Origin of the sequence: Paenirhizobium cremeum (genome assembly GCF_047553425.1) — a bacterium.
Taxonomy (GTDB): Bacteria; Pseudomonadota; Alphaproteobacteria; order Rhizobiales; family Rhizobiaceae; genus Allorhizobium; species Allorhizobium cremeum.
The window spans coordinates 1,579,619-1,592,328 of the sequence record NZ_CP180217.1 but is presented as its reverse complement, the minus strand read 5'-3'; the positions used below and the strand labels follow the sequence as shown (position 1 = coordinate 1,592,328).

Here is a 12,710-nt window from a genome sequence, read left to right as displayed (position 1 = left end):
GGATGCCCCATTGCAAATTAACAATTATGGCGTGCATGGGGAAGCGCAGGAGGGCCGAAAGTTTATTCAATCGATTAAATGCGACACCTGCCTCTTTTATAGGCTTTTGCGATGCACAATTTGCCCTTCGACTAGCTTGGCATTAACTTCCGTATCATATAGCTACATCCCTACGCTTAAACCCAAGGCGCTCTCTCGGGGCGCCTCCCGCCAATTCCGGAGGATTAGCATGACGGACAAAAGCGCTTCTTTGAAACTCGGGGAAAAGTCGGCCGAACTGGCTATCAAGTCGGGTACGATCGGCCCGGACGTCGTCGATATCGGCGCGCTTTACAAACACACCGGCATGTTCACCTACGACCCCGGTTTCACCTCGACGGCCTCCTGCGAATCCAAGATCACCTATATCGACGGTGACGAAGGCGTTTTGCTGCACCGCGGTTATCCGATCGAACAGCTCGCCGAAAAAGGCGACTTCCTGGAAGTCTGCTATCTGCTCCTTTACGGCGAACTGCCGACCGCCGCGCAGAAGAAAGACTTCGACTATCGCGTCACGCACCACACCATGGTGCATGAGCAGATGAGCAAGTTCTTCTCCGGTTATCGCCGCGACGCCCATCCGATGGCCGTCATGGTCGGTACGGTTGGCGCGCTGTCCGCCTTCTACCACGATTCCACCGACATCACCGACCCGCACCAGCGCATGGTCGCCTCGCTGCGCATGATCGCCAAGATGCCGACGATCGCCGCCATGGCCTACAAGTACCACATCGGCCAGCCCTTCGTTTACCCGAAGAATGATCTCGACTACGCCTCCAACTTCCTGCGCATGTGCTTCGCCGTGCCGTGCGAAGAATACAAGGTGAACCCGGTTCTGGCCCGCGCCATGGACCGCATCTTCATCCTGCATGCCGACCACGAGCAGAACGCATCGACCTCGACGGTCCGCCTCGCCGGCTCTTCCGGCGCCAACCCGTTCGCCTGCATCGCGGCCGGCATCGCCTGCCTCTGGGGCCCGGCCCATGGCGGCGCCAACGAAGCCGCGCTCAACATGCTGATGGAAATCGGCACGGTCGACCGCATTCCGGAATATATCGCCCGCGCCAAGGACAAGAACGATCCGTTCCGCCTGATGGGCTTCGGTCACCGCGTCTACAAGAACTACGACCCGCGCGCCAAGATCATGCAGCAGACCATGTACGAAGTGCTGAAAGCAACCGGCCACTCGGACGATCCGTTGATGCAGGTCGCTCTCGAACTCGAGAAGATCGCGCTCAACGACGAATACTTCAAGGAAAAGAAGCTTTACCCGAACGTCGACTTCTACTCGGGTATCACGCTGCGTGCGCTCGGCTTCCCCACCACCATGTTCACCGTTCTCTTCGCGCTTGCCCGCACCGTCGGCTGGATCGCGCAGTGGAACGAGATGATCGAAGATCCGCAGCAGCGCATCGGCCGCCCGCGCCAGCTCTACACCGGGGCTCCGAAGCGCGATTACGTTCCGGTCTCCAAGCGCTGATCGGTATTCATTCCCGTTATCGAAACGCCGGCGGAGGAAATCCGCCGGCGTTTCGCGTTAAGGCCTTCAGCGATCCCGGCGATAGAGCCACTTCCCGACCTCGCTCACCAGCAGCAGAACCGAGGCCAGGGCGAGCATCAGCAACCACTCCCTGATCCCGATCGGTGCAATGCCGAGAAGTGTATTCAGTCCCGGCACATACATGGCGCCAATGTGCAGCACCTGGGACCCCAGCACGCCGGCCAGAAGATAGGGGTTGGAGGCGATCGGTTGACGGAAGACGGAGCGCCGTTCCGAGCGGCTGTTGAAGCACTGGAAATTCTCGAATAGCACGAACAGCAGGAGCAGTAGATTGCTCGCGGCCACATGCGACAGCCCGCTCGACAACAGCCAGTGGAAAACCGCAAAACCGCCGCCACCCATCACCAGCGTCGCGACGAGTATCCTGCGGATCATCAGGCGGTTGAAGATCGGTTCTCCCGGCCTCCTTACGGGCTGCGAAAGCTCGTCGCCTTCCGCAGGTTCGGTTACCAGAGCCACGTCCTGAACGCCGTTGGTCACAAGATTGAGCCAGAGCAACTGGACAGCGCTCATCGGCATCGGCGATCCGAGCAGCATTGCCAGAACGAACAGCAGGACCTCCGCGGCGCCGGTCGAGACCAGCATGAAAATCACCTTGCGGATATTGTTGTAGGCAACCCTGCCTTCGCGGATACCGGCGACGATCGAGGCAAAATTATCGTCGGTCAGGATGATGTCGGCGCTTTCCTTGGCGACATCCGTCCCCGAGCGCCCCATCGCCACCCCCACATGGGCGTGTTTCAACGCCGGAGAATCGTTGACCCCATCGCCGGTCACCGCAACATAATGGCCATTGCGGACAAGCGATCGAACGATGGAAAGCTTCTGTTCCGGCTTGACCCTCGCAAACACCCGCACATGCCGCGTCAGGGTATCCAGCGCATCTTCCCCTGCCCTCAACGCCTCGGCGACGGCCTCGCCGGTTGCGATATCGTTGTCGGAAAAATGCAGTCCCGCCTGCCGTGAAATCACCGCGGCCGTTCGGGGATCGTCGCCGGTAATGACCGCAACGTCGATCCCCGCGGTGCGGCAGGCGGCGAGCGCCGCCGGCACTTCGGGGCGAATCGGGTCCTGCATGCCGACCAGCCCGAGAAAGTTGAGATCGATCAGCAACTGCCGATCATAATGCCCGTCCGGGTCGTGCGCGATCCGGCCCTCGGCGAAGGCGAGAACCCGAAGGCCCTCACCCGTCATCGCGGAAACCTGGGCATGCAGAAGCTCGCGGTCGAGCGGTGCGGCGCCGTCGCCGACCTGCATGGTTCCAGACATTGCCATGAGCATCTCGGGCGCTCCCTTGACGAACACCGTCAAGGCATCCTCTCCATGGTGAAACGACGCGGCAAACTTCAGTTCCGGTTCATAGGGTATGCGGCTGTGCAGCGGGAAAGTCTCCAGCAGTTCCGCACGGGACACGCCTCCCTTGTGTGCAGCTGCGAGCAGGGCGATGTCGACGGTATCGCCCATCGGATCGAAGATGCCCCCGCGGTGCAGCTCCGCCTCGTTCGGCAGGCTAGCGGCCCGCAGGAGTCGGGCAACGGCCGGGCTTGGCCCGTCCCGGTCTCCATCCCGGCTACGGATGCCGCCGGCAACGGGATCAGCCTCAGCGTCGAGCAGCCAGTGCGTCTCATCGGGCAGCCGGATGTCGGTGACCGTCAGCTCGTTGAGCGTAAGCGTGCCGGTCTTGTCGGTGGCGATCATCGTGCATGATCCCAGGGCCTCGACGGCTGGCAGGTTACGGACGATGACATTGGCACGCGCCATGCGTCGCATGCTGATGGCAAGCGCGACGGTGATGGCGATCGGCAAGCCCTCGGGAATGGCGCTGACGGCAAGTCCGATGGACATCGTAAGGAGATCGCCGAGCGGCATTTGCCTGAGCAGGCCGATCCCCACGAGGAAGACAATGGCCACGCCGACGGCTATGGCGATCAGGCGGGTGAAATCTTCCATGCGGATCATAAGGGGCGGCTTGGCAGTGGAACGCTCCTGAATGGCGCCGGCGATGCGGCCGAGTTCGGTCCTGCCACCGGTCGCGACGACGAGACCACGCGCCCTGCCCCTTGTGACAATGGTGCCGGCGAAGACGAGATCATCCACCTCCTTGCTCACCGGCCGCGACTCACCGGTATGGGCAGCCTCGTCGCATTGCAGGCCTTCGACGCGATGCAGCCGGATATCGGCGGGTACGCGTTCCCCGGACTCGAGCATGACGAGATCGCCGGGCACGAGTTCGGCGGCATCCACCACCTGGCGCGCTCCGTCCCTCACGACGGTGGCATGCGGCTGCTCGAGGGCCCGCAGGGCTTCGGCGGATTTGCCGGCGGAGTATTCCTGTATCGCGCCGACGATGCCGTTGATGACCAGTACCACGGCGATGAACAGCGCATCGGTCATTTCGCCGAGCAGCATGGAAAATGCCGCCGAAGCCATCAGAATGTAGATGAAGGGGCTGAGAAACTGCAGAACCAGGATTTTCAGAAAGGATGGCGGAGGCACGACCGGCAGACGGTTCTCCCCCCATCTTTCGAGGGCGGCTTCGACATCGGAACGGCTCAGCCCCCGTTCCGGCGCCGCTCGAATCCCGTTGTCGACTACCGTCACGGTCTTTTCCTCTTTCTGCCGCCTCTTTACTCATTCACATACTACAGATGCGCGCATGACGGGCACATACTTTCGATTGCAGGCGTGACAGCGACATGTCGTCGCCTCTCGGGCAAAGCCGAAATCGATGCCCCCTCAATTGTTGAAGAACCGCAGGGCTTTTCGCCAATCTAGCCTTCATTTCCGCCCAGGTTTGATTTAAGGAACGTTTTCCGCTTCGCGGGCCCGCGAAGAACTGCAATGAGGTGTTTGAGTCCCGATGCTCTCCGTTCTGAGAAAAGCCGCCCATACCACGGTCGCAAAATTGTTGATGCTTCTGCTTGTCGTGTCCTTTGGCGTCTGGGGAGTTTCAGCATCGCTCTTCAACTCGGCGAGCAACGCCGTGGTCACCGTTGGCGACCAGACGATCTCCGCAAACGAATTCAGCTTCGCCTACCAGCGCAAACTGGCCGAACTCGGCCGCCGCTTCGGCGTGCAGCTCACCAGCGATCAGGCCCGCGCGCTGGGCGTCGAAAACCAGGTCTTCGCTGAGCTTTCCGCCGGAGCAGCACTCGATCAGCTCTCGCAGGACATGCGTCTCGGCCTCTCCGAAGACAAGCTTGCGCAGTTGATCGCCGAGGACCCGGCCTTCAAGTCGGACAATGGCCAGTTCGATCGCCAGCTCTTCACCAGCCGCCTGCGCAATGCCGGCCTGCGCGAGGACGACTATATCCGCGAGCGCTCCAAGGTGGCGGTCCGCAGCCAGATTGTCGAGGCCACCTCGGACGGGTTCACCCCTCCCAAGGTTCTCGTCGATGCGCTCAAGAGCTATCGCTACGAAAGCCGCGACATCTCCTATATCCTGCTGACGAACGCCAATATCGATCCGGTCAAGGCGCCGGACGACAAGGCTCTTTCGACGTGGTTCGACACGGTGAAGGCTCGCTACCGGGCGCCGGAATATCGCAGCATTACCTACGTGAAGCTCGAACCGGCCGACATTGCCGACAAGGCGGCCATCACCGAGGAGGCCATCCGTCAGGACTACGAGAGCCGGAAGGCCAGTTACGAGATCGCCGGAACCCGCACCATCGAGCAGCTTTCCTTCGAAAGCCGTGAGATGGCGGAGGCTGCCGAAGCCGAACTCAAGTCCGGAACCTCGTTCGATCAGCTGGTGACCGATCAGGGCAAGACCGCAAGCGACGTTCTGCTCGGCGATTTTTCCCGTGACAAGCTGCCTGATCCGGCTCTTGCCGATGCCGCCTTTGCCGTCACGAAGGAAGGCGCGACCACTCCGGTCGTCGACGGCGCCCTTGGTCCCGTCATCCTGCGGATCACCAATATCAAGGAAAGCCGCACGCGCAGCCTCGACGAGGTTCGTGACGAGATCCGCGAAGCGCTGGCGGATGCCGCCGCCGTCGAAGACATCGCAACCGTGCACGACCGCTTCGAGGACCTGCGGGCCGGCGGCATGCCGCTCGACGAGGCCGCGGCCGAGCTGAAGCTCAAGGCCGTGACCGTCAAGGCGATCGATCGCACCGGTAAGGACGAGAATGGCGACGAGGTTGCCGGCCTGCCCGAGCGTCAGGCTCTTCTCGATGAGGTCTTCCAGACGGACGTGGGTGTCGAGGCCCTGCCACTGAACATCGGCAATAACGGCTATGTATGGCTGGAGGTAAAGGACATCACGCCGGAGCGCGACCGTGCGCTCGACGAAGTCCGCGAGAAGGCCATCGCCGACTGGACCGCAGAGCAGCAGAAGATCGCGCTTGGCGCCAAGGCCGAAAGCCTGAAGCAGCGTGTTGCTGAAGGCGGCACGCTCGAGGACGTGGCAGCGGAACTCGGCCTCGCCGTGGAAACGAAGCTCGGCATCCAGCGCCAGACGGATGATCCGGTGCTCGGTCCGGCGGCGGTCGTTGCCGCATTCAGCGGACCGGTCGGGACCGTCGCCACTGCACCGGGAGGCGATCCTGCCACCCAGATCCTGCTTAAGGTCAACGAGTCCCGCGACCAGGGATCATCCAATGTTCTGGCCAATGACGACGCCCAGATTACCGAGATCGCCCGGGCCGCCGGTGACGACATCCTCGACCAGATGGTGAGCCGCCTGCAGACGGAATACGGCGTCACGATCAACCAGACCCTTGCCGAACAGGCGATGGTACGTCGCTAGGCGGAGAGGGAAAGAGAGCATGTCCGGTTTGAAGCCTTTCATCGCCAAGATCGCCGCACGACAGATACTGACGCGCGCAGAGGCGAGCGACGCCTTCGAAGTCATGATGTCGGGCGAGGCCAGCATGGCCCAGATCGGCGGCTTTCTGATGGGATTGCGCGTGCGCGGCGAGACCGTCGACGAGATCGCCGGCGCAGTCTCCATCATGCGCTCCAAGATGGTTCCGGTCGAGGCGCCGGAAGACGCGATCGATATCGTCGGCACCGGCGGTGACGGAACCAACACCTATAACATTTCGACTCTTGCATCCCTCATCGTCGCAGGCGCCGGCGTTCCGGTCGCCAAGCACGGCAACAGGGCGCTGAGCTCGAAATCGGGAACCGCCGACGCTCTCTCGCAGCTTGGCGTCAAGCTCGACATCGAACCCGAGACCATCTCGCGCTGCATTCGGGAGGCGGGAATCGGCTTCATGTTCGCCCAGCTCCATCATCCGGCTATGCGCCATGTCGGGCCGGCGCGCGTCGAGCTCGGCACCCGCACCATCTTCAACATCGTCGGCCCCCTTTCGAGCCCGGCGAACGTCAAGCGGCAGTTGTTCGGCGTCTATTCGCCGGAATGGCTGCTGCCCGGCGCCGAGGCGCTGCGCGATCTCGGATTGACCAGCGCCTGGGTGGTTCACGGCAGCGGCCTCGACGAGGTGACGACAACCGGTCCGACCCAGGTCGCGGCCCTCAAGGACGGCGAGATCAGCACATTCGAACTGACACCCGACGATTTCGGCGTTCCGACCGTGTCGCTGGAGGCGATCCGTGGAGGCGACGGCGCCGTCAATGCGGCAGCTCTCCGGGAGGTGCTCGATGGAGCTAAAAACGCCTATCGCGATGTTGCGCTCTGCAACGCCGCCGCCTCGCTGATCGTCGCCGGAAAGACGGACAATACCCGCGAGGGCATGGCAATCGCGAGCCGCTCGCTCGATTCCGGGGCGGCGGCGGCCGCTCTCGACAAACTGATCGAGGTTTCCAATTCCGCCGCACAGGGCTAGACTTGAGCCATGACCGATATCCTGAAACGCATCGAAGCCTACAAGCGCGAGGAAATCGCCGCCGCAAAGACGGCCTTTCCTCTCGCCGAGATCAAGGCACGGGCGGCAGAGCAGCCTGCTCCACGCGGATTTTTCAACGCGCTCAAGAGCCGTCGCGACGCGGGACAATTCGGACTGATCGCCGAAATCAAGAAGGCCAGCCCTTCCAAGGGTCTGATCCGGCCGGATTTCGATCCGCCGGCGCTTGCCGCCGCCTATGAGGCCGGAGGCGCTGCCTGTCTTTCGGTGCTGACGGATACGCCGAGCTTTCAGGGGTCGCTCGATTATCTGGTCGCCGCCCGCAAGGCCTGCTCGCTGCCGGCCTTGCGCAAGGATTTCATGTTCGACACCTATCAGATCCATGAGGCGCGGGCTTATGGCGCCGATTGCATTCTTCTTATCATGGCTTCGCTTTCAGATGACGAGGCGAAAGAACTTGAGGAGGAGGCCTTCTCTGTCGGCATGGACGTTTTGATCGAGGTGCATGACGAGGCGGAACTCGAACGCGCGCTCAAGCTCTCCTCGCCGATGATCGGTATCAACAACCGTAACCTGCGTACCTTCGAGGTCAGCCTTTCCGTGAGCGAGAGGCTGGCGCCTATGGTTCCCTCCGAACGCCTGCTGGTCGGCGAAAGCGGCATATTCACCTATGAGGATTGCGTACGCCTGAAGAATTCTGGCATCACCACGTTCCTCGTCGGCGAAAGCCTGATGCGCAAGGACGACGTTACGGCGGCGACCCGTCTGCTGCTGACCGGCGACGCCGGGATCATGGCAGCCGAATGAGCGGTCTCACCCACATATCCGCCTCCGGCGAGGCGCATATGGTGGATGTCGGCGACAAGGCCGAAACGGTTCGCGTCGCGACCGCCGAAGGGCACGTCCGGATGGCCGCCGAGACGCTTGAAACGATCCGGAGCGGCAATGCAAAGAAAGGCGACGTGATCGCGACGGCTCGGATTGCGGGCATCATGGCCGCCAAGCAGACCTCCAACCTCATTCCGCTCTGCCACCCGCTGATGCTCAGCAAGGTGACGGTGGAGATTGTCGAGGACGCCGCCCTGCCCGGCCTGCGCGTTACGGCCACGGCCAAGCTGACCGGCAAGACGGGCGTCGAAATGGAGGCCCTGACGGCCGTCTCGATCGCCTGCCTGACCATCTACGACATGGCAAAAGCCGTCGACAAGGCAATGGAGATCGGTGGTATCCGGCTGGTCGAAAAGATCGGCGGGAAGTCCGGTCATTTCCGTCATCCGGAGGCTGGCTAGATGTCTCTTATTCCGGTCGGAGAAGCCCAGCGGCGGCTTCTGGAGGCGACGCAGCCTATTGCCCGCGGGGAGATGATGCCGCTCGATCAGGCCAACGGCCGGGTTCTGGCTGCGGACCTGCGTGCGCGCCTGACCCAGCCGCCTTTCAATGCGTCTGCTATGGACGGCTATGCGCTTCGCGCCGAGGACGCGCCACGTCCGGGCGCCGAGCTAAATCTTATCGGGACGTCCGCGGCGGGCCATGCTTTCGAGGGCGCCGTCGGCTTCGGAGAGACGGTCCGCATCTTCACCGGCGCGCCGGTACCGTCGGGCGCGGATTCGGTGCTCCTGCAGGAGGATGCCGAAAAGCTCGGCGAAGGTCGTATTCGCACCACCTTTCCCGTGACCCATGGCCGGCACGTGCGGCCGCGTGGGCAGGATTTCGCGGAGGGAGAAACCGTCCTGACGGCGGGGACCCATCTTGATTTTGCGCGACTGACGCTCGTCGCCGCGATGAACCACGCCGAAGTGCCGGTCTATGAACGACCGAAAGTCGCGATCCTTGCGACGGGCGACGAACTGGTCCGTCCCGGCCGAACGCCTGCAGCCAGCCAGATCATCGGTTCCAACAGCTTCGGCGTTGCCGCGCTCGCCCGTGACAACGGCGCGGAGGTCGTGGACCTCGGCATCGTCGCCGATGACCGCGGCGAAATCACCCGTGCGGTCGAGAAAGCCAGGGCGCTCGGCGCCGACGTTCTGGTGACGCTCGGCGGAGCCTCGGTCGGCGATCACGACCTGGTGCAATCGACGCTGCTCGACGCCGGCATGACACTGGATTTCTGGCGGATCGCCATGCGACCCGGAAAGCCGCTGATGGTTGGCAGTCTGGGTGAAATGCGTGTGCTCGGACTCCCCGGCAATCCTGTGTCCAGCATGGTCTGCGCCCTGCTGTTTCTTGAGCCGCTGCTCGCCCGAATGACTGGAAGAACTCCTCTGCAGCGGCATGCGACCGCACTTTCGGCATCCAGTCTTCCGGCGAACGACAAACGACAGGATCACCTTCGCGCACGCTTGATGCGCGCCGATGGCAAGCTGGTCGTCCAGAGTTTCGGCAAGCAGGATTCTTCCATGATGAAGATCTTCGCGCAATCGGACTGTCTCATTGTCCGTCCACCGGAAGCGCCCGCGCTTGAGGCCGGCGACGAAACGCCAATCCTGCTTCTTCGTCCCTTCGCCGGCTAACTAACGACAGCCGGCGTTTCAGACGTTGGCGGTTTCTTCCGACGAGGCGCCGCCATCCTGGTCGACGCCGAGCTGACGCTTTATCGCTTCCTGGATCTCGTCCTCGATCGCCTTGCGCTCGTCTTCCGGCATCGCCGCAAGCTGCTCTTCAGTGAGGTTGTGGTCATCGAGGTAGGCGGCGCGGATCTTCTCTGCGAGCGTCATGTCCGAATATTCCAGGAACTGCGATATGATGTCGTCCTGGGCCGCGCTCTTCTCTGCCTTCTGCTGAGACTCGTACGCATCCTTGCGCGCTTCGAGTGCTTCCTCGTCTCCGACGGAGAAGGTCCGCTCGTCCAGCAGCGCGGAGAAGCCGGTATCCGTGGTACCTTGGGGAATGCTTGTTGAACCGGTTGAATACTGGGTTGAAAATAAAGACAATTCACCAATACGCATCAAAAACCTCCTAAAGTTTTTCTCATCGTGACTCGAGGGGCTTGCACGGGGCTTGGCGGGCCTGCGGAAAAATGCAAAACCCGGCCGCAAGGCCGGGTTCCCGTTTTACATACGTATTCCGTCGGTCTCGATCAGACGAGCCGGCTTTGTTCCACCGCAGCGCCGACGAAGCTTGCAAACAACGGATGCGGGTCGAGCGGACGGCTCTTCAGTTCCGGATGATACTGCACGCCGATGAACCAGGGATGATCCGGATACTCGATCGTTTCCGGCAGCAGGCCGTCGGGGGACATGCCGGAGAAGACGAGGCCGCAGTTTTCCAGCCGGTCCTTATAGTCGACATTCACCTCGTAGCGGTGACGATGGCGTTCCGAAATTTCCGTCGAGCCATAGATCTCGGAAATCTTGGTGCCCTTCTTGAGGGAAGCCTTGTAGGCGCCGAGGCGCATCGTACCGCCGAGGTCGCCGGCGGCCGAACGCTTCTCGAGTTCGTTGCCCTTCATCCATTCGGTCATCAGGCCGACAACCGGCTCCTTGGTCGGGCCGAATTCGGTGGAAGATGCCTTCTCGATACCGGCGAGATGGCGCGCCGCTTCCACGACAGCCATCTGCATGCCGAAACAAATGCCGAAATACGGCACGTTACGTTCACGGGCAAACTGGGCCGCGAGGATCTTGCCTTCGGAACCGCGCTCACCGAAACCACCAGGCACCAGGATGCCATTGACCTTTTCGAGATAAGGCGCCGGATCCTCCTTCTCGAATATCTCGGACTCGATCCATTCGAGCTTGACCTTGACCCTGTTGGCAATGCCGCCGTGATAGAGTGCTTCGATCAGCGACTTGTAGGCGTCCTTCAGCCCGGTATACTTGCCGACGATGGCAATCGTCACTTCCCCTTCGGGGGTACGGATACGATTGCAGACGTTCTCCCAGTCCTCGAGACGCGGCTTCGGCGCGGGTTCGATACCGAAGGCGGCCAGCACTTCATTGTCGAGGCCTTCCTTGTGGTAGGCCATCGGCACGTCGTAGATGTTGGCGACGTCGAGCGCCTGAATGACCGCGGACGGACGCACGTTGCAGAACAGCGACAGCTTGCGCCGTTCCGCCTCCGGAATCTCGCGATCCGCGCGCACCAAAAGAATATCCGGATGAATGCCGAGCGCCTGCAGTTCCTTGACGGAATGCTGGGTCGGCTTGGTCTTCAATTCGCCTGCCGCCGGAATATAGGGCATCAGCGTCAGGTGGACATAGACAGCCGTGCCGCGCGGCAGTTCGTTGCCGAGCTGACGGATCGCCTCGATGAACGGCATCGCCTCGATATCACCGACGGTGCCGCCGATCTCGCAGATCACGAAATCGTAGTCCTCATTGCCTTCGACAACGAAATCCTTGATTTCATTGGTGACGTGCGGAATGACCTGAACGGTCGCGCCGAGATAGTCGCCACGCCGTTCCTTGTCGATGATGTTCTTGTAGATGCGGCCGGTGGTGATGTTGTCGGTCTTGGTCGCCGAACGGCCGGTGAAGCGTTCGTAATGTCCGAGATCGAGGTCCGTTTCGGCCCCGTCATCCGTCACGAAGACCTCGCCATGCTGCGTCGGGCTCATGGTGCCCGGGTCGACGTTGAGATAGGGGTCCAGTTTGCGCAGGCGCACGCGGTAGCCCCGCGCCTGCAACAATGCTCCGAGTGCCGCGGCCGCAATTCCTTTGCCAAGAGAGGAAACCACGCCGCCAGTGATGAATACATATCGCGCCATGGGAGTCACCGGATACCTTTTCAGAATTGATTCCGCCAGCCCAAAAGAGCCCAGTCCCTACTTTTTTATTAAGTGGGGCGGAATATACACAAAAGAAAACCGGCGGACCGTTAAGCCCGCCGGAGTGATGGAAGAACCGACGATCAGTTACCCGTCGGAACGGCGTTCGGATCGGCCTTGGGGGCCGCGGGAGCCGGTGCGGCCGCGCCATCGGCAGCCGGAGCGGTGGAACCGGCGGGAGCCTGATCGGTAGCCGGAGCCGAGCCCGGAAGCTGGTCGAGTACGCTTGCGCCGGGAGCCGTCGGGCTGGACTGAATGCGATCGAGAATATCGGTCGGCTTCGATTCAAAGCGGGCGAGCAGCCCGAGACCGAGCGAGGTCGCAAAGAAAAGAGCAGCGAGAATCGCGGTCGTGCGGGTCAGCGCATTGGCGGTGCCACGCGCCGACATGAAGCCGGAACCGCCGCCGATTCCGAGGCCGCCGCCTTCGGAACGCTGGATCAGCACGACGCCGACAAGCGCCAGCACGATCATGAGGTGAATGACAATCAATACGGTCTGCATGGATTTTCCATCCTGCCCTGGACGGGCAA

The 12,710-nt window shown here is 61.9% G+C and carries 10 protein-coding genes; 6 read left to right on the top strand and 4 right to left on the bottom strand.

Features of this window, described 5'->3' with window-relative positions:
• Nucleotides 1–229 precede the first annotated feature (229 nt).
• On the top strand, nt 230–1,519 hold the full coding sequence (gene gltA / locus ACLBKR_RS08050; RefSeq protein WP_414901323.1) for a citrate synthase: 1,290 nt from the start codon (nt 230–232) through the stop codon (nt 1,517–1,519).
• A 66-nt stretch (nt 1,520–1,585) separates the two neighbouring features.
• Here gltA and ACLBKR_RS08045 read toward each other — a convergent pair whose 3' ends face one another.
• Nucleotides 1,586–4,201, bottom strand: a complete 2,616-nt coding sequence (locus ACLBKR_RS08045; RefSeq protein WP_414901321.1) for a cation-translocating P-type ATPase — start codon at nt 4,199–4,201, stop codon at nt 1,586–1,588.
• A 259-nt stretch (nt 4,202–4,460) separates the two neighbouring features.
• Between ACLBKR_RS08045 and ACLBKR_RS08040 the strand changes: the two genes are divergently transcribed.
• Genes ACLBKR_RS08040 through glp form a run of 5 tightly spaced genes read left to right on the top strand, consistent with a single transcriptional unit; the run spans nt 4,461 to nt 9,923 of the window.
• Nucleotides 4,461–6,353, top strand: a complete 1,893-nt coding sequence (locus tag ACLBKR_RS08040; protein ID WP_113448438.1) for a peptidylprolyl isomerase — start codon at nt 4,461–4,463, stop codon at nt 6,351–6,353.
• Between the two features lie 19 nt (nt 6,354–6,372).
• Complete coding sequence (trpD, locus tag ACLBKR_RS08035) at nt 6,373–7,395, top strand: anthranilate phosphoribosyltransferase (RefSeq protein ID WP_113425772.1); 1,023 nt, start codon at nt 6,373–6,375, stop codon at nt 7,393–7,395.
• A gap of 9 nt (nt 7,396–7,404) precedes the next feature.
• Entirely contained in the window at nt 7,405–8,220 is an 816-nt protein-coding gene (trpC, locus tag ACLBKR_RS08030; RefSeq protein ID WP_113448437.1) for an indole-3-glycerol phosphate synthase TrpC, read from the top strand.
• The gene (gene moaC / locus ACLBKR_RS08025; protein WP_113425770.1) at nt 8,217–8,702 is read left to right on the top strand and encodes a cyclic pyranopterin monophosphate synthase MoaC; all 486 of its coding nucleotides are present in this window, start codon (nt 8,217–8,219) and stop codon (nt 8,700–8,702) included. Before trpC ends, moaC begins: the two co-directional genes overlap by 4 nt.
• Nucleotides 8,703–9,923 (top strand): gephyrin-like molybdotransferase Glp, encoded by a 1,221-nt coding sequence (gene glp, locus ACLBKR_RS08020; protein WP_113448436.1) that lies wholly within the window; start codon nt 8,703–8,705, stop codon nt 9,921–9,923.
• Nucleotides 9,924–9,941: 18 nt separating this feature from the next.
• Here the strand turns inward: glp and ACLBKR_RS08015 are convergent, their stop codons facing one another.
• From ACLBKR_RS08015 to secG, 3 genes are all read right to left on the bottom strand, one after another.
• Nucleotides 9,942–10,358: a hypothetical protein gene (locus tag ACLBKR_RS08015; protein WP_414901317.1), complete on the bottom strand. Its 417-nt coding sequence runs from the start codon at nt 10,356–10,358 to the stop codon at nt 9,942–9,944.
• 131 nt (nt 10,359–10,489) lie between these two features.
• Nucleotides 10,490–12,127: a CTP synthase gene (locus ACLBKR_RS08010; protein WP_162708298.1), complete on the bottom strand. Its 1,638-nt coding sequence runs from the start codon at nt 12,125–12,127 to the stop codon at nt 10,490–10,492.
• A gap of 134 nt (nt 12,128–12,261) precedes the next feature.
• Nucleotides 12,262–12,681, bottom strand: coding sequence for a preprotein translocase subunit SecG (gene secG, locus ACLBKR_RS08005; protein WP_113448434.1), 420 nt, complete (start codon nt 12,679–12,681; stop codon nt 12,262–12,264).
• Nucleotides 12,682–12,710 lie beyond the last annotated feature (29 nt).